The sequence below is a fragment of the Microbacterium lacus genome, assembly GCF_044794305.1.
In the GTDB taxonomy this organism is placed as follows: domain Bacteria; phylum Actinomycetota; class Actinomycetes; order Actinomycetales; family Microbacteriaceae; genus Microbacterium; species Microbacterium lacus_B.
In genome coordinates this window covers 834,569-859,745 of the sequence record NZ_CP084996.1, presented here as the reverse complement: position 1 = coordinate 859,745, position 25,177 = coordinate 834,569, and the positions used below count along the sequence as shown (strand labels likewise).

23 protein-coding genes and 1 tRNA gene are annotated in these 25,177 nt (G+C 66.2%); 19 read left to right on the top strand and 5 right to left on the bottom strand.

Features of this window, described 5'->3' with window-relative positions; translation table 11 throughout:
* Nucleotides 1–80: 80 nt before the first annotated feature.
* On the bottom strand, nucleotides 81–209 hold the full coding sequence (locus tag LG299_RS04260; protein WP_404433725.1) for a hypothetical protein: 129 nt from the start codon (nucleotides 207–209) through the stop codon (nucleotides 81–83).
* A gap of 232 nt (nucleotides 210–441) precedes the next feature.
* Here LG299_RS04260 and LG299_RS04255 point away from each other — a divergent pair, with 232 nt between their 5' ends.
* Nucleotides 442–1,071: a 50S ribosomal protein L25/general stress protein Ctc gene (locus tag LG299_RS04255; RefSeq protein ID WP_404433724.1), complete on the top strand. Its 630-nt coding sequence runs from the start codon at nucleotides 442–444 to the stop codon at nucleotides 1,069–1,071.
* Between the two features lie 63 nt (nucleotides 1,072–1,134).
* On the top strand, nucleotides 1,135–1,719 hold the full coding sequence (pth, locus tag LG299_RS04250) for an aminoacyl-tRNA hydrolase (RefSeq protein WP_404433723.1): 585 nt from the start codon (nucleotides 1,135–1,137) through the stop codon (nucleotides 1,717–1,719).
* Between the two features lie 15 nt (nucleotides 1,720–1,734).
* Here the strand turns inward: pth and LG299_RS04245 are convergent, their stop codons facing one another.
* Nucleotides 1,735–2,277: a hypothetical protein gene (locus LG299_RS04245; protein ID WP_404433722.1), complete on the bottom strand. Its 543-nt coding sequence runs from the start codon at nucleotides 2,275–2,277 to the stop codon at nucleotides 1,735–1,737.
* 61 nt (nucleotides 2,278–2,338) lie between these two features.
* On the opposite strand from LG299_RS04245, the gene mfd reads away from it, so the two are divergent.
* From mfd to LG299_RS04230, 3 genes are read left to right on the top strand one after another with little or no spacing between them, the layout of a single operon-like run.
* The gene (gene mfd / locus LG299_RS04240) at nucleotides 2,339–5,938 is read left to right on the top strand and encodes a transcription-repair coupling factor (protein ID WP_404433721.1); all 3,600 of its coding nucleotides are present in this window, start codon (nucleotides 2,339–2,341) and stop codon (nucleotides 5,936–5,938) included.
* 9 nt (nucleotides 5,939–5,947) lie between these two features.
* A complete protein-coding gene (locus tag LG299_RS04235; protein ID WP_404433720.1) occupies nucleotides 5,948–6,607 on the top strand; it encodes a DUF6226 family protein in 660 nt (219 codons plus the stop codon).
* Nucleotides 6,608–6,650: 43 nt separating this feature from the next.
* Nucleotides 6,651–7,250 carry a gamma carbonic anhydrase family protein gene (locus LG299_RS04230; RefSeq protein WP_404433719.1) on the top strand — a complete coding sequence of 200 codons (600 nt, stop codon included), beginning with the start codon at nucleotides 6,651–6,653 and terminating at the stop codon, nucleotides 7,248–7,250.
* Nucleotides 7,251–7,271: 21 nt separating this feature from the next.
* Here the strand turns inward: LG299_RS04230 and LG299_RS04225 are convergent, their stop codons facing one another.
* On the bottom strand, nucleotides 7,272–9,938 hold the full coding sequence (locus LG299_RS04225; RefSeq protein ID WP_404433718.1) for a phosphoenolpyruvate carboxylase: 2,667 nt from the start codon (nucleotides 9,936–9,938) through the stop codon (nucleotides 7,272–7,274).
* A gap of 143 nt (nucleotides 9,939–10,081) precedes the next feature.
* Here LG299_RS04225 and nhaA point away from each other — a divergent pair, with 143 nt between their 5' ends.
* From nhaA to LG299_RS04155, 14 genes are all read left to right on the top strand, one after another.
* Nucleotides 10,082–11,248, top strand: coding sequence for a Na+/H+ antiporter NhaA (gene nhaA / locus LG299_RS04220; protein WP_404433717.1), 1,167 nt, complete (start codon nucleotides 10,082–10,084; stop codon nucleotides 11,246–11,248).
* Between the two features lie 35 nt (nucleotides 11,249–11,283).
* Complete coding sequence (locus LG299_RS04215; protein ID WP_404434797.1) at nucleotides 11,284–11,916, top strand: MazG nucleotide pyrophosphohydrolase domain-containing protein; 633 nt, start codon at nucleotides 11,284–11,286, stop codon at nucleotides 11,914–11,916.
* A gap of 31 nt (nucleotides 11,917–11,947) precedes the next feature.
* Entirely contained in the window at nucleotides 11,948–13,216 is a 1,269-nt protein-coding gene (locus LG299_RS04210) for a histidine--tRNA ligase (RefSeq protein ID WP_404434796.1), read from the top strand.
* A gap of 100 nt (nucleotides 13,217–13,316) precedes the next feature.
* On the top strand, nucleotides 13,317–14,930 hold the full coding sequence (locus tag LG299_RS04205; RefSeq protein ID WP_404433716.1) for a sodium-dependent transporter: 1,614 nt from the start codon (nucleotides 13,317–13,319) through the stop codon (nucleotides 14,928–14,930).
* Nucleotides 14,927–15,094 (top strand): methionine/alanine import family NSS transporter small subunit, encoded by a 168-nt coding sequence (locus LG299_RS04200; protein WP_404433715.1) that lies wholly within the window; start codon nucleotides 14,927–14,929, stop codon nucleotides 15,092–15,094. Before LG299_RS04205 ends, LG299_RS04200 begins: the two co-directional genes overlap by 4 nt.
* Before the next feature lie 44 nt (nucleotides 15,095–15,138).
* Nucleotides 15,139–15,489 (top strand): GntR family transcriptional regulator, encoded by a 351-nt coding sequence (locus tag LG299_RS04195; protein ID WP_404433714.1) that lies wholly within the window; start codon nucleotides 15,139–15,141, stop codon nucleotides 15,487–15,489.
* Nucleotides 15,486–16,496, top strand: coding sequence for a DUF1648 domain-containing protein (locus LG299_RS04190; protein ID WP_404433713.1), 1,011 nt, complete (start codon nucleotides 15,486–15,488; stop codon nucleotides 16,494–16,496). The genes LG299_RS04195 and LG299_RS04190 overlap by 4 nt, the downstream gene beginning before the upstream one ends.
* A 31-nt stretch (nucleotides 16,497–16,527) precedes the next feature.
* Complete coding sequence (locus tag LG299_RS04185) at nucleotides 16,528–17,196, top strand: O-methyltransferase (protein WP_404433712.1); 669 nt, start codon at nucleotides 16,528–16,530, stop codon at nucleotides 17,194–17,196.
* 132 nt (nucleotides 17,197–17,328) lie between these two features.
* On the top strand, nucleotides 17,329–18,609 hold the full coding sequence (eno, locus tag LG299_RS04180; protein WP_404433711.1) for a phosphopyruvate hydratase: 1,281 nt from the start codon (nucleotides 17,329–17,331) through the stop codon (nucleotides 18,607–18,609).
* A 22-nt stretch (nucleotides 18,610–18,631) separates the two neighbouring features.
* Nucleotides 18,632–19,129, top strand: a complete 498-nt coding sequence (locus LG299_RS04175) for a septum formation initiator family protein (protein WP_404433710.1) — start codon at nucleotides 18,632–18,634, stop codon at nucleotides 19,127–19,129.
* A gap of 9 nt (nucleotides 19,130–19,138) precedes the next feature.
* A complete protein-coding gene (locus tag LG299_RS04170; RefSeq protein ID WP_404433709.1) occupies nucleotides 19,139–19,657 on the top strand; it encodes a DUF501 domain-containing protein in 519 nt (172 codons plus the stop codon).
* The gene (locus tag LG299_RS04165; RefSeq protein WP_404433708.1) at nucleotides 19,654–21,003 is read left to right on the top strand and encodes a S8 family peptidase; all 1,350 of its coding nucleotides are present in this window, start codon (nucleotides 19,654–19,656) and stop codon (nucleotides 21,001–21,003) included. The genes LG299_RS04170 and LG299_RS04165 overlap by 4 nt, the downstream gene beginning before the upstream one ends.
* A gap of 6 nt (nucleotides 21,004–21,009) precedes the next feature.
* Nucleotides 21,010–22,413, top strand: a complete 1,404-nt coding sequence (locus LG299_RS04160) for an NAD(P)/FAD-dependent oxidoreductase (protein WP_404433707.1) — start codon at nucleotides 21,010–21,012, stop codon at nucleotides 22,411–22,413.
* A 29-nt stretch (nucleotides 22,414–22,442) separates the two neighbouring features.
* Nucleotides 22,443–22,516: transfer RNA gene (locus LG299_RS04155), tRNA-Leu, on the top strand.
* Nucleotides 22,517–22,676: 160 nt separating this feature from the next.
* On the opposite strand, the gene LG299_RS04150 is transcribed toward LG299_RS04155, so the two are convergent.
* A complete protein-coding gene (locus LG299_RS04150; RefSeq protein WP_404433706.1) occupies nucleotides 22,677–23,846 on the bottom strand; it encodes a glycosyltransferase in 1,170 nt (389 codons plus the stop codon).
* Nucleotides 23,847–24,147: 301 nt separating this feature from the next.
* Nucleotides 24,148–25,038, bottom strand: a complete 891-nt coding sequence (locus LG299_RS04145) for an aldo/keto reductase (RefSeq protein ID WP_404433705.1) — start codon at nucleotides 25,036–25,038, stop codon at nucleotides 24,148–24,150.
* Nucleotides 25,039–25,177: the final 139 nt, after the last annotated feature.

Below are 25,177 nucleotides of genomic sequence, written 5' to 3'. Positions count from 1 at the left end.
TTCCAGCCTAGAGTCTGGCGTGTTCGTGTTACGGCATGAGAACGCGCGCCTCACCCAGCACGGGGATCGACTGTGAAGTCTCAGTCCTTGCGGTACGCGGAGCGACCCATCGACCAGAACGCCAGCACGGTGCCTAGAAGGCCCAGTGCGGAAATGGCTCCGATGACGCCCACGAGCGCGAAGGTGGCGGTCTGGCTGTCGATCGTCATGAGTCCTCCCGGGACGTTGCGCGTACGTGCCAATGGTAGCGGTGCGGGCGCGACACCACCGCTGGTAGACTGGCAGACGAACTTCGGCGAGGGAACCCTCTGTCGTGGCCGCGAGGCCGGGCGAGGCATCCGTAATCGACGCGGTGATGCGGGCTTTCCGGCTTTCCTCACGCGCACGCGTTCGAGTTGAAGTAACACCCCACAGACCTGCACTCATCAAGGAGAATCCACCATGTCGACTGAGACTGACACCAAGGTCCACGCCGAGCTTCGCGAGAACTTCGGCAAGGGCTTCGCCCGCCGCCTGCGCGCTGCCGGCAAGATCCCCGCCGTGATCTACGGTCACGGCACCGAGCCTGTCCACGTCGCGCTTCCAGGTCACCAGATCGCGTTGCTCATCCGTCGCGCCAACGTCGTGCTCGAGCTCGACGTCAACGGCTCGCAGCAGCTCACGCTGGTCAAGGACGTTCAGAAGGACCCCGTGCACCAGATCATCGAGCACATCGACCTGCTCGTCGTCCGCAAGGGTGAGAAGGTCCAGGTAGACGTTCCCGTGACCCTCATCGGCGAGTCGGCTCCCGGCACCGTCGTCGCACAGGATGCCGTCACGGTCCTGCTCGAGGTTGAGGCCACCCACATCCCCGAGCGCATTGAGCTCGACATCGAGGGTCTCGAAGAGGGTACCCACATCACCGCGGCTGACCTCACGCTCCCCAAGGGCGCGTCGCTGATCGTCGACGCGGAGACCCTGATCGTCGCGATCTCTGGTCCGTCGAACGAGGCCGACGAGATCGCCGAGGCTGACGCGGCTGTTGCGGCCGAGCAGGCTGAAGAGTCAGAGACTGCGACCGACTCCGAGTAAGTCTTTTGTGCAGGAGGGGGTGCGGATTCCGCGCCCCCTCCTTCTTCGTGGAGGATGGACGTCATGGCAGAGACGTGGCTCATTGTGGGTCTCGGTAACCCCGGCCCCCGTTACGAGTCGACCCGTCACAACGTCGGTCAGATGGTCCTGGACGAGATCGCCTCGCGTCGCAGTGAGTCCTTTCGGGCTCACAAGGCGAACGCGCGGGTTGTCGAGACGTGGCTTCGCCCGGGCGGGAGCAAACTCGTGCTCGCCAAGCCGAACACCTTTATGAACGTGTCTGGCGGGCCGGTCGCCGGCCTCGCGAAGTTCTACGGGATCGATGCCGACCACGTCGTCGTGATCCACGATGAACTCGATATACCCTTCGACACGATCAAGCTGAAGGTTGGGGGAGGGCACGGCGGTCACAACGGTGTACGGGACGTCGCGAAGGCACTCGCGACGCCCGAGTTTCCACGTGTGCGGGTCGGGATCGGTCGTCCCGTCGGGAGGCAAGATCCCGCGGACTGGGTGTTGGACCCGTTCGGCGCGACAGAGCGCAAGAACCTTCCGATCCTCATCGGGGACGCCGCGGATGCCGTGGAGCAACTCGTGGACGAAGGACTGCTCGCTGCGCAACAGAAGCACCACGCCCCGCGGGCGTAGATCGCTCAAGCAGGCTCAGCCTGCGACGCTGGTTCCTGCCGCGAGTCCGGTCGCGATCAACACCTGGACTCCGACCGCGAACACGATCGGGCCCAGCGCGGCGATGATCACGGCGGCGATGCCGGCTCCGCGGCGCTGATTCTTCACGATCGCGGCGATTCCCAACACGATGGCGCAGATGCCCACCACCGTCCCGGTCCAGAACGCACTCTCGCCCGTGAGCACCCACCCTCGCACGGGCGACAGGATCGACCAGTCGAAGTTCGCATCGAGCGGGCTGGTCGCGAACTCGGTGCCCACGCCGAGGCCGATACTCCACCCCGCGACCGCTCCGACGATAGACGTGCCGACGGCGGCGATGAGCGCTGCCCACAGTGCGACGAGACCGAGAACCGAAGAACCGCGGGTCGCGGGGGCACCGTAGCTCGGGGGCAATGCGTACGCGGCCGGAGCGCCGTAGCCGGGAGGCGGCGCGTACTGGGCGCCGGGAACGTAGCCCGGGGGCAGAACGTAAGCGCCGGGGGGCGGGGCGTAGGGGGCGCCGGTGGGTTCGCTCACGCCAGTCATCCTAAGGTGCGACCCGCGCCACCGGTGTCGGCCGCGGCCGTAGACTTCTGCAGTGACAGTTCCCGGGATTCTGCGCGCCCTCGAGCAGGACGATTCGTTCCGCGACGCCCTCGGCGCGGCATCCGTCGATGCCGACTTCTCTCTCGTCGAAGGACTCGGCGCGCCGCTTCTCGCCTCTCTCATCGAGCGTCGGCGGAGTGTAGGTCGTCCGCCGATGGCGCTGGTGATCACGCCGACCGGCCGACGCGCCGAGTCGCTCGGTCCGGCGCTGGAGGCGCTGATGCCCGGCGCCGAAGTGATTCACTTTCCGGCCTGGGAGACTCTTCCCCACGAGCGATTGAGCCCGTCACCTGAGATCGTCGGCCGACGCATCGAAACGCTGGGGCGAATCGCCGCCTGGACGGGCGAGCGGCCCCTCATCATCACAGCGTCCGTGCGTGGCGCCATTCAGCCTCTGGCTGCGGGGCTCGCCGACGTCGCACCGATTCGCCTGGCTGTCGGCGGTCGCGGACACGACATGTCGGAGATCCTGGCCCAGATCGTCGAACGGGCGTACCTGCGCGTCGACATGGTCTCGCGGCGCGGCGAGTTCGCGGTGCGCGGCGGAATTCTCGATGTCTTCCCGCCGACCGCAGCCCACCCCTACCGCGTCGAGTTCTTCGGCGATGAGGTCGACCAGATCCGCGCTTTCTCCGTTGCCGATCAGCGCTCCCTTCCGGGTGAGGTGCCTGCGATCGAGCTGGTCGCGAGCCGCGAATTGCTGCTGACCGACAACGTGCGCGAGCGCGCGCTGGCACTGCGCGACCAGTTCCCGGGTCTGCGCGGAATGCTCGAGAAGATGGCCGAGGGAATCCCGGCCGAGGGCATGGAGTCCCTTCTCCCCGCGCTCGTTGACGGACTCGTCACTCTGGTGGATTACCTTCCCGAGGGTGTCGCGGTGGCGCTCGTCGATCCCGAGCGCGCCGTTACCCGCGCGATCACGCTTGGTGAAACCAACCGAGAGTTTCTCGAGGCAGCCTGGAGCGCGGCGACCGCTGGCGCCGATACCCCGGTCGACCTCGGTGCCGGGGACTTCGTCACCCTCCCTCACCTCCGCGACGCCGCACACGCGCGCGGCGACGTCTGGTGGACAGTCAGCGCTTTCGATTCGGGGGCGGCGGATGCTGCGGCCGAAGGCCTCACCGACGTCGACGTGCTCCTCGAAGAGGCCGCGGCGATCCGGGTGGCGGCACGGCCGGTGCCCTCGTTCCAGGGTCTCGTCGAGGGTGCCATCCTGCACGTCGGCGAGCTCCTCGCCGACGGCTGGAGAGTCGTGGTCGCGGCATCCGGAACCGGTCTCGTCGAACGCGCACGCGACGTGCTCGCCGAAGAGGGGATCGCCGCGCGCAAGGTCGACGGCCTGCACCAGGTGCCCGAGCCCGGCGTGGCCCACCTCGTGGTGAGCACACTCGAGCGCGGCTTCGAGGTTCCCGAAGCGAAGTTCGCCGTACTCACCGAGACCGAGTTCTACGGCCGCACGATCGGCAGCGACCAGAGGGTCGTCAAGAAGCTCGCGTCTCGCCGCAAGAACGTCGTGGATCCGCTACAGCTCAAGGCTGGTGATGCGGTCGTGCACTCCACCCACGGAATCGGAAAGTTCATCGAGCTGACCCAGCGTGAGGTTTCCAGCGGCGGGCGTAACCCGATCAAGACCACCCGCGAGTACCTCGTGATCGAGTATGCGCCCTCCAAGCGTGGGTATCCCGGCGACAAGCTGTTCGTCCCGACGGATCAGCTCGACCTGCTGTCGCGGTACGTGGGTGGCGAGGCTCCCCAACTGTCGAAGATGGGTGGGTCCGATTGGGCGGCGGCGAAAGGCAAAGCCCGCAAGGCCGTGCGCGACATCGCCGTCGAACTCGTCAAGCTCTACTCCGCTCGCATGGCGTCCAAGGGCTACGCGTTCGGTCCTGACACCCCCTGGCAGCGCGAGCTCGAAGAAGCGTTCCCGTTCGCTGAGACTCCCGATCAACTCCAGACGGTCGACGAGATCAAGGCTGACATGGAGAAGCCGATCCCGATGGACCGGTTGCTCTCGGGCGACGTCGGGTTCGGAAAGACCGAGGTCGCCGTCCGTGCCGCGTTCAAGGCCATTCAAGACGGCAAGCAGGTCGCGATGCTCGTGCCGACGACGTTGCTGGTGAAACAGCACATCGAGACTTTCCAGGAGCGTTTTGCCGGGTTCCCGGTGAAGGTCAAGGCGCTCTCGCGCTTTCAGACCGACAAGCAAGCGCGCGATGTGCTCGCCGGTCTCACCGACGGCACGGTCGACATGGTGATCGGCACACACCGCATCCTCACCGAGAAGGTTCTCTTCAAGGACCTCGGCCTGATGATCATCGACGAAGAGCAACGGTTCGGCGTCGAGCACAAAGACAAGCTGAAGAAGATGAAGACGAACGTCGACATCCTCGCCATGAGCGCGACCCCGATCCCGCGCACACTGGAGATGGCAGTCACGGGCATCCGCGAGATGTCATCGCTCCAGACTCCGCCCGAAGACCGGCATCCGATCCTCACCTACGTCGGAGCCCGCAACGACAAGCAGATCGCCGCGGCGATTCGGCGAGAGCTGCTCCGCGAGGGCCAGATCTTCTTCGTCCACAACCGGGTGCAGTCCATCCAGCGTGTCGCTGCCCAGTTGGCGGAGTTGGTTCCCGAGGCTCGCATCGCGGTGGCCCACGGCCAGATGGGCGAGCACCAGCTCGAGCAGGTCGTCGATGACTTTTGGGAACGCCGCGCCGACGTGCTCGTCTCGACGACGATTATCGAGACCGGGCTCGACATCGCCAACGCGAACACGATCATCATCGACCGGGCGGACAAGTATGGTCTGTCGCAGCTGCACCAGTTGCGCGGCCGCGTGGGTCGTGCGCGCGAGCGCGCGTACGCGTACTTCCTCTACGACGAGCAGAAGCCGCTGTCAGAGACCGCGGCCGACCGTCTCGAGACGATCGCGGTCAACAATGACCTGGGCTCCGGGATGCAGGTGGCTTTGAAAGATCTCGAGATCCGTGGCGCCGGCAACCTGCTCGGGGCCGAGCAGGCGGGTCACATCGCCGGTGTAGGGTTCGACCTGTACCTGCGCATGATCGGCGAGGCCGTGTCGTCTTTCCGCGGCGATGACGTCGAGGGTCCGGCGGAACTCCGCCTCGAACTGCCGGTGCAGGCGCGCATCCCCGACTCGTATATCGACAGCGAGCGGCTGCGCCTCGAGGCGTATCAGAAGCTCTCGGCGGCAGCATCCGTCACCGCGAAAGACGAGTCGATCGACCTCGTTGTCGAAGAACTCACCGACCGCTACGGCGAGCCGCCACAAGAGGTCGAGGGGCTTCTCGCCGTCGCGCGACTGCGCCGCCGTGCGGCGAAGGCCGGGCTCGCCGACGTCGTCGCGATGGGGCCGAATCTGCGTATCGCGCCCGCCCATTTGCCCGATTCGATGCGGGTGCGCCTGCAGCGTCTGCACCCGAAGGCGAAGCTGCTGCAGGGGGGCGATGCCCTCGTCGTGCCGTTGCCGACGGCGGGCGGCGAAGCGATGACGGATGCGGCGCTCATCACGTGGGTCGGGCAGCTGATCGACCAACTTTGGCCGGTGAAAGACGAACCCGCCGGGTAGCATCAAGCGATGCAGGCATTTCAGCGGCCGGTGGTGGAGAACGAGGAATTCCTCGATGCCGATGGAGCGCCGATCTCGTACGGTACGCGCTGGGCGGTGAGTCCGCCCCCCGAAGACACCTACTCGGTGACGGCTCACCCGCAACGGTTCGCACCGTTGGAGAAGATTGCCGATGCACTCATCGAGTGGCTCGTCGGCGAGTTCGACGCGGACGCTTCTGACTCACTTGAGGCCGCCTCCGATCTGATGCATCCTGTGGGTCTCGACGGGAACCACAGAGTGGCGCGCGCGGTGCGCGTCACGCCGGCGGAACCGGACGCAGCGCGGATCACGGTGATCTACACGATTCACCCCGGAATCGTGGTGCACGCAGGTCTGCTGCACGACTTCCTCTTTCCGGTGTGCGGATGCGACGCGTGCGACGAGACGTGGGACGGCAGCGCCGACGAGCTGGAGTGGACGGTTCGCACCATCGTCGGAGGGGGATACTCCGAGGTCTACGATCCTGAGCGGTCGCTCGCGGTCGGATTCGCGCTCCGCGAAGATGGCGTGGGGGGCAGATCCGGCAGCACCGGTCACTCCGATATCGCCGTTGAACGGCTGGATGCGGCTATTCCCGTGCTGACGGGCGGTCGACAGTGGAGTGCGTGGCCTGAGCGCAGCCGATGAAGCGCGGGCGTGCCGGTAGCCTGAGCATGATCGAGGAGGAACGGTGAAGTTCGAGCACCTCGGGGCCCAGCCCCGCATCCATCCGACCGCAGTGATTGCGCCCACGGCCGTGATCAGCGGCGATGTCGAGATCGGTCCCGGTTGCCAGGTGTTGCACGGCGCGGTGATCACCTCCGAAGGGGGAGTGATCACGCTTGGCGAGAACGTGATCGTGATGGAGAACGCCCTTATCCGCGCCACGTCGACCAACCCGGTGCACATCGGCGATCACGTTCTCGTCGGACCGATGGCGAGTATCTCGGGTGCAGTTGTTGAAGACGAGGTCTTTCTCGCCACCGGAACGCGCGTTTTCAACGGCGCGCGTATCGGCGCGCGCAGCGAGGTGCGCATCAACGCGGTCGTGCACCTGCGTACGAGCCTCCCCGCCGAGAGCACGGTGCCGATCGCGTGGGTGGCTGTCGGCAATCCCGTGCAGATCCTCTCGCCGGACAGGCACGAAGAGATCTGGGCGGCGCAGCACGAACTCGACTTTCCGGGTTACGTCTTCGGCCTCGACCGCGAGACACCCGACCTCATGGTGCAGCTCACCGAGCGCTACGGTCAGAGCCTCGCCCGTCACCAGGACGACGCCCGGGTCGACTGACCCAGGTGTTCGGCCGGCATCTCACCCGGTGTTCTGAAGCCCCGCAGCGACGCCCGACACAGACAGCAACAACAGGCGCTGCTGTTCGGGGTCAAATGCGCCCGACTCGGTGCGCAGTGCGCGCAACGCACGCAGTTGCAGTAACGACAGGGCATCGACGTAAGGGCTACGCATCTTCACGGCACGCTGCAGCACGGGCTTGTTGCTCAGCAGCTCTGTGGCACTCGTGACCCGCACGACCCACGATCGAGTCAGTTCCATCTCGTCCATGACGAGTGCGGCGAGGTCGTCGCGATCGCCGAGGGCGAGGTAATGCCGCGCGATGCGGTCGTCGGACTTCGCCAGGCTCATCGCGACGTTGTCGATCATCGTGCGCAACAGCGGCCACTCACCGTAGGCCTGCGCGAGCAGGGCTTCGTCACCGACGGCTTCGAGCGCGGTGCCGAGGCCGAACCAGCCGGCCAGGTTGATGCGCGCCTGCGTCCACGCGAAAACCCACGGAATCGCCCGAAGGTCTTCGAGGGACTCCACCGAGAGTCCGCGACGCGCGGGGCGCGAACCCAGGGCGAGCAGACCGAGCTCTTCCATCGGAGTGACCTGGGCGAACCACGGTGCGAAGCCCGGTGCCTTCACCAGCGAGAAGAAGCGGGCGCGGGATGCCGCATCCATCGTCGTCGCGACGTCTGTGTACTTCGCAGCCGCGTCGGTATTGCGCTGTTCGATCGACGGAGCAGACGCCATCAGCACGGCCGCGGCAACCTGGTCGATGTGTCGCATCGCGATCGCCGGGTCGCCGTAGCGCGCGAAGATGACTTCGCCCTGCTCGGTGAGCTTGAACCGACCGTCGACTGACCCTGCGGGTTGCGCGAGGATCGCCGAGTTGGCCGGTCCGCCGCCGCGGCCCAGAGCGCCGCCGCGGCCATGGAAGAGAGTCAGAACGATGCTCGACTCTTTCGCCCACGTCGCGATCTTCGCCTGGGCTTCGTAAAGCGCGAGGTTCGCCGCAACCGGTCCGACATCCTTCGACGAGTCGGAGTAGCCGAGCATGACTTCGAGCCGTCGGCCGGTGGCGGCCAACCGATCACTGAACTCCGGGTGCTCGACGATCTCGGCGAGGATCCCCGGCGCCGCCTGAAGGTCTGCGAACGTCTCGAAGAGCGGGATGACATCCAGCACCGGCGGAGTGACACCCGGTCCCACGGCGTACGCCGCGAGCCGGTGGACGTTCGCGAGGTCACCGGCAGACTGCGTGAACGACACTATGTAGCGGCCGGCGGCCCGCGGCCCGAAGCGGTCCTGCAGGTACGCGATCGCGCGGAAGACGTCGAGCACTTCTTCGGTCTGCGGCGACCGCGGTCCGCCGTCGTCGAGTTCGGCCAGCACCTTGGCGTGGACGGCCGAATGCTGACGCACTTCGAGTTCGGTGAGGTGGAAGCCGTACGTCTCGACCTGCCAGATCAGTTGCTGCAGGTGGCCGTACGCCTGGCGCGGAGCCCGCGCGGCGACGAGCGAGTCCTGGACGACGCGAAGGTCTACCAGCAGGTGCTCGGGGTCGCGATACGCGAGGTCCGCGTTGCGGCTGCGGGTCGCGGCGATCTTGCGGGCGAGAAGCAACAGGATGCTGCGATGCGGTTCGTTCGGTGACCGCTGTGTGATCTCGGCCGCCGCTTCTTCGTCGGCGGCCGACAGCTTCAGCGCGAGGGCGACGAGGGCAGGACTCGGGGGAGTGGTCGTAGCATCCAGTGTCAGCGTGCGTCCGATGCGATTCGCCGTGCGCTCGAGCCCCAGGAGCACGTGCTCGCTCGCGATCGCCGCGGCCTTGCGCGTTACGGACGCCGTCACGAACGGATTGCCGTCGCGATCGCCGCCGACCCACGAACCGATGCGCACGAAGGGCCGCACAACCGGAGCGCGCCCACCCGCCGCAGGCCCCTGAAGTGCGTCGTCGACTCGTCGGTAGACGTGCGGAACGGCCGTGAACAGGGTTTCGTCGAAGACCGCCATGACCGCACGCACTTCGTCAGTCGGGGAGGGCTTCTCGGGGCGAAGGGGAGCGGTGCGCCACAGCGTGTCGACCTCTTCGAGCATGCGGCGCTCGGCGCGACGCTGGTCGGCGCCATTGCGCACCGACGCGTCGTGCTCATCGAGCAGGGTCGCGAGGCGACGGATGCTGGTCGACACCGCGCGGCGACGGGCCTCGGTGGGGTGCGCGGTGAAGACGGGGTGGAAGCGCAGGTTGCGCAGGCGGTCCAGGGCGGTGTCGTCGCCGACTTCTGCCGCCAGCGTGACGAATGCCGCGGCGATCGAGTCACCGGCTTCCTCGCGGTCGGGGCGCCCGTCGCGCTCGCGCAGGATGCGTACTCGCTGGTGCTCCTCCGCCAGGTTGACCAGATGGAAGTAGCAGGTGAACGCTCGCGCCACCTCGTCCGCTCGCGCGACCGAGAAGGAATCCGCAATCTCGCCCGCACGGGCGAAAGCCTCGGGATCTTCGTCGGTGTACGCGTGGATCGTCGCCACGCGCAGGCGTTCGACATCTTCGAAGAGTCCGGGCGATCCGCTCTCGCGCAGGACGCGCCCCAGGATCGACCCCAGAAGGCGCACATCGGCGCGCATTCTCTCGGGAATCTCCTGTTCGGCCTCGTACCGCCCGACGACATCGATCGCTTCGGTCTGGGTGAACTCGCGCATTCGACCACGCTAGCCCGCTCGTGTTTCGCTCAGATCACACCGGGGCGGCGTCTCGAGCGTGGCTAGACTTGAGCGAAGGAGTGCCGGGAAGTCTGGTCGGCGTCGCTCTTGCCGACCCCCCGCCGCGTCCCCGGAAGGACCCGATGTCCCTGCTTCGCTCCGCACGTTTTCCTGCGATCATTCTCCTGCTCGCAGCCGTACTCGGCCTGATCGTCGCCAACACTGCGGCCGGGCCCGCTGTCGACGATTTCATGCACAGCTACTTCGGCATCCCCAGTGTTTTCGAGTTGTCGGTTTCGCACTGGATCAAGGACGGCTTGCTCGCGATCTTCTTCTTCGTCGTCGCGATCGAACTGCAGTTCGAGCTCACGAGCGGGCAGCTGAATTCTTTCCGCAAGGCGATCCAACCGGCGATCGCCGCGGCGGGTGGCGTAGTCGTTCCGATCATCATCTACGTTGCCTTCGCGCACGGGTCAGAGGCCGCGGCCGGGTGGCCGATCCCCACGGCGACCGACATCGCGTTCGCACTCGGTGTGCTCGCCGTCTTCGGCAAGGGACTCCCGCCGGCTCTGCGCATCTTTTTGCTCGCACTGGCAATCCTCGACGACATTGTCGGGATCCTCTTCATCGCGGTCCTGTTCACAGACGGCGTGAACTTCGGGATGCTGATCGCGGCCGCCGTGTGCGTGGTCGCGTTCGGCATCCTGAGTCGCCAGCTCGACACGCGCGGGCGCTTCCCGATCATCATCGCGTTGATCGTGCTGGGCCTTGCCACATGGGTCTTCGTCTACCAGTCGGGCGTTCACGCGACCATCGCCGGGGTCGTGCTCGGCCTCGCCATGGCGCAACAGCCCGCGCTGCACACGCGCCACGTGATCGAGCCGTGGGTCAACGGGCTGGTCCTTCCGATCTTCGCCTTCTCGGCAGCGCTCGTGGCGATTCCCGCCGTTTCGGCCTCGGAGTTGTCGCCAGCGTTCTGGGGCATTCTCGTGGCATTGCCGCTCGGAAAGATCATCGGCATCTCGCTGTTCGGCTGGCTGTCATTGCGCATCGGAAAGGGGCAGGATGCTCCGGCGCTGACCTTTGCGGATCTCGTCGCCGCGGGCGCGCTGGGTGGCATCGGGTTCACTGTCTCGCTCCTGCTGTCGGAGCTGGCTTTCGCCGATGCTGACCTGGTTCGGGACGAGGCGATTCTCGGGGTTCTGGCGGGATCGCTCATCTCGCTCATCCTCTCGGGCGTCCTGCTGTCGTGGCGGGCGGCGCATTACCGCAAGCTCGCCGCCGCGGAGCCCGCTCCGGTTGCATCGTGACCGACCGTGACCCGCTGCGCGCCGCAGCCGATACGATGCGCGCCGTGCGCGATCGCTGCGTCTGGACGCAGCGAATCGACCACCGCGCGCTCGTGCCCTACTTGATCGAAGAGAGCGCCGAGCTCATCGACGCTGTCGAAGACGGTTCGCGAGACGATCTGCGCGAAGAACTCGGTGACCTGCTTTGGCAGGTGCTCTTCCACGCCGAGATCGCCTCACGCGACGCGGAGAGCCCGTTCGACATCGATGATGTGGCACGCGGGGTCACCGAGAAGATGGAGCGGAGGCATCCACACGTCTTCGGTGAGGCGATCGCGACCACGCCCGACGAGGTCCTCGTGCACTGGAACGCGGCCAAGGCTGCCGAGAAGCACTCGCGCACGAGCGTTCTTGACGGGGTGAGTGAGCGCATGCCGTCACTTGCCCTCGGGCAGAAGCTCGTCTCGAAGGCCGCTCAGGTCGGTGTGAGCGCACCCGAGAGAGCTGCGCAGCCGGATTCCGAGGCCGCCCTCGGTGATGCGCTGCTCGCTCTCGTGGTGGTGGCGAAGGCGAAGGGGTGGGATGCCGAGCGGGCTCTCCGGGAGCGGCTGAGGCTGCTCGAAGGTGAGATTCGCGCGGTGGAGACACGCGTCAGCGCTCTGGACGGCGACAGCGAACTGGAAGAATAGGCCCGTGGTATCCGTGAACCCGCCGCGCGGCATGCGCGACTTCCTCCCCGCCGAGAAGAACCGCCGCGAGCGCGTGCTCGCCGTCATCCGCGAGCGCTACCGCGCGCACGGCTTCGACGAGATCGAGACGCCCGTCATGGAAGAGTACGGTCGCCTGCATTCCGGTATTGGCGGCGACAACGAGAAGCTCGCCTTCAACGTCCTCAAGCGCGGCCTCGATTCCGAAGCGATCGCCGCGGCCGCGGATGATCTATCCGCGCTCACCGATCTCGGCCTGCGCTACGACCTGACGGTTCCGCTGGCGCGGTTCTACGCGACCAACCGCGGCCGGCTTCCGAGTGTCTTCCGCTCGATCCAGATCGCGCCGGTGTGGCGTGCGGAACGCCCGCAAAAGGGTCGCTACCGCCAGTTCGTGCAGTGCGACATCGACATCATCGGTGATGCCTCGGCCCGCGCGGAGGCCGAACTCGCCGTCGCGACGCTCGACGCGCTTGACGCGCTCGGACTCGAGGGTGGCAGCATCCGGATCAACGATCGGCGTGCGCTGGAATGGATGCTCGACAGCTTCGGATTCTCAGTGGAGGAACGCCCAAGCGTACTGATCACGATCGACAAGCTCGATAAGCTCGGCTACGAGGGTGTCGTCGCAGAAATGCGTGCGCGCGGTGTCACCGCGACGGCTGTCGACGCGTTCGAGGCCTTCGGCCTGCGTCCCATGACGATGGAGTACCACCCTTACGGCGAGCGGCAGATCCGCAAGGCTCTGCCCGATGGCGCGCCCGACGACATCGTCGCGCACCTCGTCGGCATCGGCACGGCAGTAGCAGCCACCCGCCTTGCGCAGAGCGAGATCGGTGACCTTCCGCTCGTGTTCGACCCATTCCTGGTGCGCGGGATGGGCTACTACACCGGCACCATCTTCGAACTCGCCCACCCGTCCGTCGCGTACTCACTCGGAGGCGGCGGTCGCTACGACGGAATGATCGGCGGATTCCTCGGGCAGGACGTGCCCGCGGTCGGCTTTTCCCTGGGGTTCGAGCGGCTTGTCGACCTTCTTGATGCGGGTCACGATGCCGCGTCCCCGGCGATCGTCCTCGTGCACGATCGCGATGTACCCATCGGCGAGCTGCTCGCGCTCAAGACCGCGTTGATCGGCGAAGGCTCGCGCGTTCGCCTTGAGGAGCGGACGAAGAACCTGAAGGCGCTCCTGGAGCGCGCGGCATCCGACGGCTATGCCGCGTTCGCGACCGTTGTCGCGGGAGCGACGCGCGACCAGCTCGAGATCAAATCCCTCGACTGACTCGTCGTCTGATGACACCTCTCGCGGACGCGCCATCGGTGCTGATAGCGTGCCGGAGACCGAGGTAGTTCGCTCGTAGCCCCACGACGAGGAGGCATCCGTGGCCGGATCCGCCCAAACCACCGATAGTTCGACAGGTGCAGGCAAGCCCCGTGAGGAGTGGACCGGCCAGGTCGGCTTCATCCTCGCGGCGATCGGCTCCGCCGTGGGCCTGGGTAATATCTGGCGCTTTCCCGGGGTCGCGTACGAGAACGGTGGTGGGGCCTTCCTCATCCCGTACCTGATCGCGCTGCTCACGGCAGGCATCCCGATCCTGTTCTTGGATTATGCGATCGGGCACCGCTTTCGTGGGGCGACCCCGACGGCGTTCCGCCGGCTCGGAGGCGCCGCCGGGCGCTGGCTGGAGAGCCTCGGATGGTTCCAGGTCGCCATTGCCTTCGTCATCGGGTTGTACTACACCGCGGTCATCGCGTGGTCGTTGAGCTTCTTCGTTTTCTCGTTCGATCTTCGATGGGGCGATGACCCCGCCGGATTCTTCATCGGCGAGTATCTCCAGGTGGGCGACCCGGGCTTCAGTCTCGAGTTCGTTCCGGGCGTGCTGATTCCGCTCGCCCTCGTCTGGATCGCCGCGATCGTCGTGCTCGCGCTGGGTGTGGCCAAGGGGCTCCAGCGCACGAACGTGATCTTCCTCCCGGTGCTCGTGATCGCCTTCCTGGTGTTGGTGGTGCGCGCGCTGTTCCTCCCCGGCGCGGCGGATGGTCTCAACGCTCTCTTCACGCCGAACTGGGCGGCGCTGGGTGACCCGAACGTCTGGATCGCGGCGTACAGCCAGATCTTCTTCTCGCTCTCGATCGCGTTCGGCATCATGGTGACCTACGCGTCGTACCGCCGCCGTCGTTCGAACCTGACCACGCCCGGGCTCGTCGTCGCATTCTCCAACTCGTCGTTCGAGATCCTCGCCGGGATCGGCGTGTTCGCCACGCTCGGCTTCTTCGCCTATCAGCAGGAGGTTGGCGTTGCCGACCTCGAGGGTCTCGCCGGGCCCATCCTTTCGTTCGTCACTTTCCCCGCGATCGTCTCGCAGATGCCGGGGGGTCCGATCTTCGGCCTTCTGTTCTTCGGTTCGCTGACGCTCGCTGGATTCACTTCCCTCATTTCCGTCCTCCAAGTGGTCTCGGCAGGTGTGCAGGAGAAGTTCGCCTGGACGCCGCGCCGCGCGGCGGTGACCGTGGGCGTGATCTCTGCTGTGCTGTCCATCTCGGTGTTCTCCACCACGACCGGTCTCATTGCGCTGGACACCGTTGATCAGTGGGCGAACAACATCGGCATCGTCGCCTCGGCGATCATGGCAACCGTCCTGGTCGTCTGGGTACTGCGCAAGGGGAACGAGCTGCGCTATCACCTGAACGCGCTCTCCACCTTCCAGGTCGGCAAAGTGTGGGTGCTCTTTGTCGGAATCCTCGCGCCGGTCGTATTGACCTGGATGCTCGTGGCCCGCGTCATCGTGCTGATCACCGAGGGCTACGAGGGCTACCCAGCTTGGTACCTCGGGGTGTTCGGATGGGGAACGATCGGATTCCTGGTGGTCGTGGCCGTTGTGATGACGATGGTTCCGTGGCGAAAGTCGCCTGACGACTTCACAGCGTGGCCCCAGTACCCGCCCGTCGCGGCACAGCCCACGCCCGGTCAGACCCGCAGAGGAGCGCGCTCATGACTCCGATCGCCGTCACGTTCTTGGTTCTGTCGATCGTCATTGTGTGGGGTGGCGCCGTGGCCAGTGCGCTGTCACTCCGACGTCGATCCGAGGTCGGGGAGTATCCACCTGGCGCAGACGACGATCACCGCCAAGCCGACGCCCCGATCGAGCACGACACCTGATCGACCTGACACTGCGAGTGTTCTAGTTGTTATAGAATATTCGCATGCTCATTCGCACCGATCCCGCCAGCGAACAGCCGCTTTTCGCGCAGGTTGCTGGCTCGATTCGTTCGGATGTGGCGCTGGGTGTGCTTCGAGCGGGCGACCGGTTGCCCGCTGCCCGCGACGTCGCGTCCGCGCTCGGGATCAACCTGCACACGGTGTTGCGCGCCTATCAAGACCTTCGGGATGAGGGTCTCGTCGACATGCGGAGAGGGCGCGGTGCGGTTGTGACGGATGCCGCCACCTCCCTCGCGACGCTCCGCGAAGATGTCCGTGCCCTCGTCGCACGCGCTCATTCCATCGGGCTTTCGCCCTCTTCGCTTGCCTCGCTCATCAAGGAGATGAACCCATGACCGACATCCGCTCATCCCTCGCGGTGCGGCGCTTCACACTCGTCGCGGTGGTGATCCCCGCGGGCCTCACCCTCGCCGCGCTCGTCGTCCAACTGCTCGCGTTGCCGGATGTGCCCGGGACGATCGCTATCCACTGGGGTCCGACGGGGCAAGCGGACGGCTTTGGACCCGCGTGGGTGAACCCGCTTGTTACCCTCGTCGCCGGACTCGGGCTCCCTCTGCTCATCGCGCTCATCTGTCTTCCTGGACTCCGGCGCGGGGACAGCGGTCCGACCTATCGCCTCATGGGCACTGTTGCTGCCTCCGTGTCGGCTCTCATCGGGGTGCTCGCGTCGGGAACGCTTGTTACTCAGCGGGGGCTTGCGGACGCCGTCGATGCCCCGTCAGTCATCCCCGTCCTGATCGTGGCTGTGCTCGCCGCCCTCGTCGTGGGACTTGTCGCCTGGTTCATCCAGCCCACGCAGGAGGTACGAAATGTGACGTCGGTTCCGGCATCGGGCATCACACTCGCGCCGGGCGAGCACGCGGCGTGGTTCAAGACCGCTGAAATGGGTCGTGGCGCGACGCTCGTGATCGGCGTGACCTGCGCGCTGCTGGCGGGCACTGCGCTCTTCGTATGGTTTGCCGGAGGGCCGCCGTCGATCGCGGTGATTCTCGGTGCCCTGACACTCTTCCTCATCGCAACGTCGCTGATGACCTTGGCCTTCACCGTGCGGGTCGACGGCGCCGGGCTGTCGGTCGTCTCTCTCGTCGGCTTCCCACGGTTCACTGTGCCGCTTGGTGATGTCAGCAAGGTGCAGGTAAGCGACGTCAGCCCGATGGGGGAATTCGGTGGCTATGGCATCCGCTCGGTCGTGGGTGCCACGGGCATCGTGTTGCGTCGGGGCCCTGCCATCTCGGTGGACCGCGTTTCAGGGCGACGGTTCGTCGTTACCGTCGACGATGCCGCACGGGGCGGTGCGCTCCTCGAATCGCTCGCGCGGCGTGAGGCGACACCGCAGGGTTGACGTGGGCGAGGCTCGCTTGTTGGCTGGGGGTATGACAGACCCCACCTCCGAGCGCTGGCGCGCGCTCGACGCGTACTTCGCCGAAACGCTCGTCGGGCACGATCCTGCACTCGAGGCGGCGGTCGCCGCACAACGGGAGGCAGATCTTCCCGCGATCGAGGTTGCGCCGGTGAACGGCAAATTCTTGCACCTGCTCACGCGAATCTCGGGGGCGAAGCGCGTCCTCGAGATCGGAACACTGGGTGCGTACTCCACCATCTGGATGGCCCGAGCACTGCCTGCGGGTGGTCAAGTCGTGACCATCGAAGCTGAACCGCACATCGCCACTATCGCCCGAGCGAACCTCAAGCGGGCAGGGGTGGGCGAGCTGGTCGAGATCCTGCTCGGTCGTGCGGCAGATGTGCTCCCTACACTCGAGGGCTCAGAACCGTTCGACCTTGTCTTCATCGATGCCGACAAAGAATCCAACACGATCTACCTCGACTGGGCTGCGAGGCTCGGCCACCCCGGTACCGTCGTGGTGGTCGACAACGTCGGGCGAGGGGGAGAAGTCGCCAACCCCGCGACCGAACGATCTGATGTGATCGGCACTCAGCGTGGCCTCGAGATGCTGGCGCGAGATCCGCGCTTCGATGCGACGGCGTTGCAAACCCTGGACGCGAAAGGCTGGGACGGCATCGCGATCGCCGTCGTCGTATGAAGTATCGAGCGGCATCTTCCGGGGGATAGGCAATCGGGATGCCTGTGGTCGAGGCATCCCGATCACTATGCTCGAAAGTGGACCGACGACGCTCCGCCCGCATCACCCCAACACTCAGCAAGGAGCACTTCCGTGGCACTCATCGAGGCAGTAGGCGCACGCGAGATTCTCGACTCGCGCGGAAACCCGACCGTCGAAGTGGAGGTACTGCTCGACGATGGCATCGTCCAGCGCGCGGCCGTCCCCTCTGGCGCATCGACCGGCGCCTTCGAGGCGTACGAACTTCGCGACGGTGACAAGAGCCGTTACAGCGGCAAGGGCGTGCTTAAGGCTGTCGCTGCCGTCGTGGACGAGCTCGGCCCGGCGCTCGAGGGCGTCGACGCCAGCGAGCAGCGCATCATCGACGAGATCCTCATCGAGGTTGACGGCACCGAGAACAAGAGTCGCGTAGGCGCGAACGCGATTCTCGGCGTCTCGCTCGCCGTGGCCAAGGCTGCCGCCGACAGCGCCGACCTGCCGCTGTTCCGGTACCTCGGCGGCCCGAACGCGCACATCCTGCCCGTTCCGCTGTTCAACGTCATCAACGGCGGCTCGCACGCCGACAACGGCATCGACTGCCAGGAGTTCTTCCTCGCTCCGATCGGCGCATCCAGCTTCTCCGAGGCACTGCGTTGGGGCACCGAGACCTACCACGTGCTCAAGAGTGAACTTCTGAAGGCGGGCTACGCCACGGGCCTCGGTGACGAAGGTGGCTTCGCCCCCGACCTGCCCAGCAACCGTGAAGGCCTTGACTTTCTGATCACCGCGATCGAAAAGGCTGGATTCACCCCGGGTACTGACATTGCCCTCGGTATGGACGTTGCGGCCACCGAGTTCTACAAGGACGGTGTGTACCGCTTCGAGAACAAGGACTGGTCGGCCGAGGAACTCACCGCGTACTACGCAGAGCTCGTCGACGCGTACCCCATCGTGACGATCGAAGACCCCCTCGACGAGGACTCGTGGGAAGCCTGGCAGCACCTCACCGAGCAGCTCGGCTCGAAGATCCAGATCGTCGGCGACGACCTGTTCGTCACCAACCCCACCCGCCTGCGCAAGGGCATCGAGCTCAAGGCTGCGAACTCGCTCCTGGTGAAGGTAAACCAGATCGGAACGCTCTCCGAGACGCTCGACGCCGTCGACCTCGCGCACCGTTCGGGGTTCACCTCGATGTTCTCGCACCGCTCGGGTGAGACCGAAGACACCACGATCGCCGATCTGGTCGTCGCGACCAACTCGGGTCAGATCAAGAGCGGCGCGCCCGCCCGAAGCGAGCGCGTGGCGAAATACAATCAACTTCTGCGCATCGAAGAAGAGCTGGGTGACGCGGCCGAATTCATCGGACGCGCAGCCTTCCCGCGCTTCAAGGGCTAGTTCGCAACGAAAGGGGGAGTCCATGGCGAAGACCACGGCTCCCCCTTCTCGTCCATCCCGTAGGACACCCCGCGGTCAGGTGGACGTCCGCGGGTGGCTCGGCGGAATCCGCCTCTCGGGGTTCATGATGATCATGATGGGCCTGGTCGTGCTCGCGGCGTTCGTACTGGTGCCCACGATCGGCACCTATCTCGACCAACGCCAGCAGATCGCCGCGCTCGAGCGCTCCGTCGAAGTCAGTCGCGACGATGTCGCGGACCTCGAGCGGCAACGTGATCGGTGGACCGACCCCGCTTACATCACGACTCAAGCCCGCGAGCGGCTCTATTACGTGCGGCCGGGTGAGGTCGTCTACCTCGTCGACAACGACCTGCCTGTGGAGCGCCTTCCTCAGGAGCAGGCTCCGGTCAGCGACGAGATCGCGCAGACCAAGAGCGACTGGATGGTCGGATTGGTGCGGTCGGTCGTGCAGTCGGGCCTTGCTCAGACCGTAAAGGAACCCCTCAGGAGCGGCCAGTAGCCTGGATGGGTGAGTACTCCGCCTTTCTCCCCGGCAAGCGACACTGATCTCGCTGTGATGCACCAGCAGCTCGGACGCCCTGTCCGCGGAGTTCTCGGAATCGCCGCTCGCTGCGTGTGTGGCAACCCCACGGTGGCGGCCACCTCACCCCGATTGCCCGATGGCACCCCCTTTCCGACGTTGTACTACCTGACGCATCCCGGGGCGACCGCCGCGATGTCGGTGCTCGAGGCGGGTCAGGTGATGCGCGAGCTCACCGATGACCTCGCGATGGACGAAGACATGCGCGCGGCGTACGTCGCCGCGCACGAGGCGTACCTTGCGGACCGCAGCGTCTTCGGCGACGTTCCCGAGATCGAGGGCATTTCGGCCGGCGGCATGCCCACCCGCGTGAAGTGCCTCCACGCCCTGCTCGCCCACACGCTCGCCGCTGGTCCCGGTGTCAACCCGGTGGGCGATCGTGCCCTGGCGGTGTCGACGTGGTCCCCAGATCGCTGCGTGTGCGCCTTACCCGGGAGTGGCGGATGACGCGTCGGCTCTTCGTGGGCCTCGCGCTAGCGTTCGCGATCGTACTGGGACTCTCACCATCCGCGTCCGCGGCGGTCATCCCGGGGGTTCCGATGGCTGGGCGCGTAGACACGGCCACGCCGGGATCCACGCCGAGCCCGACCTTGCCCGAGGAAGACCCCGTACGCGCCGCCCAGTACTGGCTCGACGACTACGGCATCACCGAGGCGTGGAAGACCACGCGCGGCAAGGGCGTACGCATCGCAATCATCGACACAGGCATCGGTCGCGGACCGGCCGAGTTCGCGGGCGCCGTGGTCGGCGGAACCGACGTGTCTGGGGCGGGCTCGGAGGACGGCCGCACACCGGTCGGTGCCATCGACGCGGACCACGGCAGTTGGGTGGCGTCACTGGCCGCTGCCCGCGGAACCGGCCCCCAAACCGGCATGATCGGGGTCGCCCCGGAGGCAGAGCTTTTGTCGATCTCGGTGGGATTCGGCTCGTCTGCAACCGTGTCGTTCGTCGATCAGATCGCCGACGCGGTCGTGTGGGCGGTCGACAATGGTGCCGACATCATCAACATGTCGCTCACGACGAACGTGCCCGACTGGGATGAGAGCTGGGATAAGGCGTTCCTCTACGCGCACGACAAGGATGTCGTCGTCATCGTGGCTGCCGGCAATCGTGCCAGCGGAACGACGCGTGTCGGTGCACCGGCAACCATCCCCGGCGTACTGACCGTCGGCGGAGTCGACCCGTCCGGTCGGGCGAGTGTGGGCGCGTCGACGCAGGGCATCACGATCGGCGTGTCAGCGCCGAGCGAGAAGCTCTTGGGAGTCTCGGCGAACGGGCAACTCGTGCAGTGGGACGGGACCAGCGGTGCGGCGCCCATCGTCGCCGGTATTGCCGCTCTCGTGCGCGCAGCTCACCCTGACCTCGACGTGAACAACGTCATCAACCGCATCATCGAGACCGCTACCCCTCCCGCGTCGACTTCGGAGCGGAATGCGTTGCTCTATGGATCCGGATTGGTGGATGCTGCCGCCGCCGTAGGCGCATCGGTCCCGAGCGTCTCCGTCAACCCCATGGGGAGCCTCAGCGAATGGATCCGTCTCTACCGCAGAGCAGACTCCGGACCCGCGCCCGTACCGACCGTGACGCCGTTCGAAGTCGAAATGTTGCCGCCGGCCGACGCTGCCCCGGCCCCGGTGTCACTGCTCCTTCCGACCTACGCATCCGTGCTCTACGGGTCGCTTCCGCTGATCGTGCTGACCTCCACCGCTATACTGGTGGCGCTCGGCGTCACCGCTGCTGTCCGACGCATCCGATCGTCGTCCCTTCGTCGAGCAGCTGACATCCAGGAGTAATCCCACGTGACCAACACCGTGCCCAAGATCCTTATCGTCGGCGGCGGCTACGCAGGTTTCTACACTGCGTGGAAGCTGGAGAAGCACCTGCGCAAGGGTGAGGCGGAGGTCATGATCGTCGACCCGCTGCCCTACATGACCTACCAGCCGTTTCTTCCAGAGGTCGCTGCGGGCTCGATCGAAGCGCGCCACTCGGTGGTCGCCCTGCGCCGACACCTCAAGAAGACTGCGGTGATCTCGGCCAAGGTGACCGGAATCAACCACGCGAACAAGGTCGCGACGATCACGCCGATCGCCGGTGAGCCCTACCAGCAGGAGTACGACCAGATCGTCGTCACCGCCGGCGCCGTCTCGCGTACCTTCCCGATTCCGGGGATCGCCGACAATGCCATCGGCCTCAAGACCATCGAAGAAGCGGTCGCGATCCGTGACCGCCTCATGTCGAACTTCGACAAGGCCTCGATGCTCCCGCGCGGCGCCGCTCGCGATCGCCTGCTGACGGTCGTGGTCGTCGGCGGTGGGTTCGCCGGCATCGAGGTGTTCGCCGAGTTGCGGTCCTTCGCCTCGTCGCTCATCAAGAGCTACCCGCAGATAACGTTCGAAGACACCCACTTCCACCTGATCGAGGCGATGGGTCGCATCATGCCCGAGGTGTCGCTCAAGACGAGCGAGTGGGTGCTCAAAGACCTGGCCAAGCGCGGTGCGAACGTCCACCTCGACACTCAGGTGACCGGTGCAGTCGACGGCAACGTCGAGCTTTCGACGGGCGAGGTCATCCCGACCGACCTCATCATCTGGACCGCCGGCGTCATGGCCAACCCGACCGTTGTGCGCGGGGGCGACCTACCGGTCGAAGAACGCGGGCGCATTCGCACTCGCGCCGACCTGCGCGTGGGAACCGAAGACGAAATCGTCGAGGGTGCCTGGGCTGCCGGTGACGTGTCTGCCGTTCCCGACCTGAGTGGTGGCGGCGTGGGCGGCTACTGCGTTCCCAACGCCCAGCACGCGGTGCGCCAGGCCAAGCTTCTCGCGAAGAACCTCGTCGGAGTCCTTCGCGGAGAACTGCCGCACGAGTACGTCCACAAGAACCTCGGCGCCGTGGCCGGTCTCGGTCTCTACAACGGTGTCTTCCAGTCCGGCAACATCGCGCTCAAGGGACTTGTCGCGTGGGTTGCCCACCGCGGCTACCACGGTCTCGCGATGCCGTCATGGGAGCGCAAGTTCCGCGTGGTGTGGGGCTGGTGGAACAACCTGTGGCTCGGTCGTGACCTCGTCAACCTCGAGGCCGTGCAGAACCCGCGCTACGTCTTCGAGGAGTTCGCCGCTCGTCCGCGTCCGGCCGCTGCCGTCGAGGCACCGAAGGCTGCTCCGGCTGTCGAGGCGCCGGTGAAGGCCACCGTCCCGAGCTGACCGGTACCGTGTAGGCATCGGAAAGTGATGCCCTCGTAGCCCAATCGGCAGAGGCAGGCGACTTAAAATCGCTTCAGTCTGGGTTCGAGTCCCAGCGGGGGCACGGCCCGCGTTCCCTACTCTCGACTGGGATCGCGGGCGATTTTGAGGCCCTCAGAATGGATCGTCAGGGGCGGGGAGAGCGGATCCCGCGCGTGAGCGCGGCGCTTCGCTTGGAAGTACCAGAGGGAACATCCGCCCAGGCTATGCGCCTGCAGGCTCCGTCAGCCGACTATGCGGGCCAGGGTGTGGACGGCCTCGGCGGTCGATGGTAGGTCGGCTATCGCTGCCGCGACGCGACGTGCCGACGCGGCATAGGTCGGGTCTGCGAGCATCCGGGGCACCTCCGCTGCGGCCGACTCCACCGATAACGGCCCCCGCTCGACAGCGAGTCCGGCACCCACCGCCGCCACATGGTCGCCGTTGACGATCTGATCGAAGGTGAAGAGCGGCACGACCACCTGGGGGACTCCCGCGGCCAGGGCGCCCATGGTCGTTCCGAATCCACCGTGCCCGAGCATCGCCGCGGCCTGCCCGAGCACGGCATCCTGGGGCCACCACTGCTCCACGTGAGCGTTGGACGGCAGAGGTCCAAGGCCGGCCGGGTCCACCTTCCCCCCGACCGTCAACAGCACGCGCGCCTCGACATGGGCCAAGGCATCCAGTGCGCGCCGGAACGCGCTGGCGAATGGTGGCAGCGATCCGGTGACCGAACCGAAGGTGACATAGATCAACGGGGCCCGCGGGTCGCCCCAATCGGGGACGCGATCGGCGCGGGCGGCCGGCCGAGGCTCGTGGAACCGCAGGAAACCATCGCTTCCCGACGGCACATCGCCATGGGGGTGGTCGAGGAGCTCGGGCACAAGGCTGAGGACGGACTCGGAGTCCAGCGCGGAGGTCATCCGACCCTCGACCAGACCAGCCAACCGCCCGAGTTCTTCCAGTGGATCGCTAATGGCCTGCGCGAATCGAGGCAGGATCTCGTGCATCCCGATGCAGACCTGCACATGGGGCACCTCGGCCCGCTCGGCCGCGGCCAGTGAGGCGAGCTCAGCGGTCTCGCGGAGTATCAGATCGGGACGCCAATGCTCGACCGTCTCCACGAGCGACGGCAGCGCGGCCTGTGCGTCGATCCGGGCGAACACCTCGCGGATGACAAGGCCGTCCGCCTCCTCGAACGCCAAGGTCGGCAGTCTTTTCATGACGGGACCTATCAGGTCTCGCGGCGCATCGGCGAACGGTTCGTGGACGAATCCTGCCTTCGCCACCACGCCTGCGTACGACGCCGGAGCAGCCACCAGCACCTCGTGTCCCGCATGTGCGAAGGCTCGCGCGAACGGCAACAGCGGCCGGAAGTGGCCGTCGTTGGCCGTTGTCGCACACAGCACGCGCACACGCCTAGGCTCTCACCGGACTTCGCTCTCGGCAAGCCGGTTCGGGAGTCGAACCACGAACTCCGCGCCAAGCCGCGGGGGTCGTAGGTCACGACGGTGCGGTCCCCGAACCGTTTCACCTGGGCTGGAACCCGCTCGCGTCCATCGGCTGGTCGTACACCAGGTCGACCTCCGGCAGCTCGAGAGTGTGTTGTGTCACTGACGGCCTCCTCCAAAGCGAACAGACTCCCCGGATCGTACGACGCGGCACGACAGATCCGCGAGACGCTAGTCCGCGGCTTAGCTTCATCCCACCTTCGCGTTACTCGAAGATTCCGACCGACTTCGACAGTCGGGTGACCTCGTCGGCGGTGAGTTCCAGATCGGCGGCTTTGGCCGAGTCGGTGATGGATGCTGCGCGCCGCGCACCCGGGATCGGAATGACGTGCGGCCCGAGGGCCAATTCCCACGCGAGCACAGCCTGCTGCGGGCTGACGCCGTGCGCGTCGCCCACCTCACGAAAGACCGAGAATCGGTCACCGACGCTGCGAGCACCCCCACCGGTGCCGCCGAGCGGACTCCACGGCAGGAACGCGATGTCGTGGTCGGCGCAAAACCGCAGCTCGTCGATACTTCCCGGATGCTTCGGCGAGAACTCGTTCTGCACGCTGGCGAGGTTTCCCTCGCCGAGCACATCGAGAGCGATCTGGATCTCTTCCACGCTCGCGTTCGAGATGCCGACTGCACGGACGAGTCCGGCGTCGTGCAGCGACTTCAAGTTCTTCATGATGTCGGCGTAGACCCGGGTGCGGTCGGGACGATGGTATTGGTAGAGCTGGATCTGGTCGACGCCGAAAATCTCGAGGGACTTCTCCACGGCCGAGCGCAGATACACCGCCGACCCGTCGCGTCCCTTTCCGCCGTCTTCCCCCAGCGTGATGCCGCCCTTGGTGGCGACGAAGATGCTCGACGAATCGCCGTCCCACGTGCGGATCGCCTCGGCGACGATGCGTTCGTTGTGGCCCATCTCCTCACCGTCGGGGGCGTAGATGTCGGCGGTGTCGATGAGAGTGACGCCTGCGTCGAGCGCGGCGTGCACCGTTGCCACGGCATCCTCGAACGACGGATACACCCTGTCGTTGTTCATCGACAGGGGCATGGCGCCCAGGCCGATCGCCGAGACCTGTCGTCCCGCCAGACTGCGCTGCTTCATTGGGTCTCCTTCTTGCATCGTTCAAGCCTGCCAGACGCAGCCCCGCCGGGGCGGGACTGCACACCCGAGCACCCCGCTATTGATTCCGACCAACGCTGTTCACCCGATCCTCCGGGATGGTCGGCCAAGCAGGCGTTGC

Bases quoted from the DNA above. Each gene is read 5' to 3' on its own strand.
- LG299_RS04200 (WP_404433715.1), top strand. From the start codon at position 14,927: ATGACTCCGATCGCCGTCACGTTCTTGGTTCTGTCGATCGTCATTGTG.
- LG299_RS04185 (WP_404433712.1), top strand. From the start codon at position 16,528: ATGACAGACCCCACCTCCGAGCGCTGGCGCGCGCTCGACGCGTACTTC.
- LG299_RS04215 (WP_404434797.1), top strand. From the start codon at position 11,284: ATGCGCGCCGTGCGCGATCGCTGCGTCTGGACGCAGCGAATCGACCAC.
- LG299_RS04195 (WP_404433714.1), top strand. From the start codon at position 15,139: ATGCTCATTCGCACCGATCCCGCCAGCGAACAGCCGCTTTTCGCGCAG.
- LG299_RS04190 (WP_404433713.1), top strand. From the start codon at position 15,486: ATGACCGACATCCGCTCATCCCTCGCGGTGCGGCGCTTCACACTCGTC.
- pth (WP_404433723.1), top strand. From the start codon at position 1,135: ATGGCAGAGACGTGGCTCATTGTGGGTCTCGGTAACCCCGGCCCCCGT.
- LG299_RS04175 (WP_404433710.1), top strand. From the start codon at position 18,632: ATGGCGAAGACCACGGCTCCCCCTTCTCGTCCATCCCGTAGGACACCC.
- LG299_RS04225 (WP_404433718.1), bottom strand. From the start codon at position 9,938: ATGCGCGAGTTCACCCAGACCGAAGCGATCGATGTCGTCGGGCGGTAC.
- LG299_RS04260 (WP_404433725.1), bottom strand. From the start codon at position 209: ATGACGATCGACAGCCAGACCGCCACCTTCGCGCTCGTGGGCGTCATC.
- LG299_RS04255 (WP_404433724.1), top strand. From the start codon at position 442: ATGTCGACTGAGACTGACACCAAGGTCCACGCCGAGCTTCGCGAGAAC.
- LG299_RS04165 (WP_404433708.1), top strand. From the start codon at position 19,654: ATGACGCGTCGGCTCTTCGTGGGCCTCGCGCTAGCGTTCGCGATCGTA.
- nhaA (WP_404433717.1), top strand. From the start codon at position 10,082: ATGTCCCTGCTTCGCTCCGCACGTTTTCCTGCGATCATTCTCCTGCTC.
- LG299_RS04210 (WP_404434796.1), top strand. From the start codon at position 11,948: ATGCGCGACTTCCTCCCCGCCGAGAAGAACCGCCGCGAGCGCGTGCTC.
- LG299_RS04145 (WP_404433705.1), bottom strand. From the start codon at position 25,038: ATGAAGCAGCGCAGTCTGGCGGGACGACAGGTCTCGGCGATCGGCCTG.
- LG299_RS04235 (WP_404433720.1), top strand. From the start codon at position 5,948: ATGCAGGCATTTCAGCGGCCGGTGGTGGAGAACGAGGAATTCCTCGAT.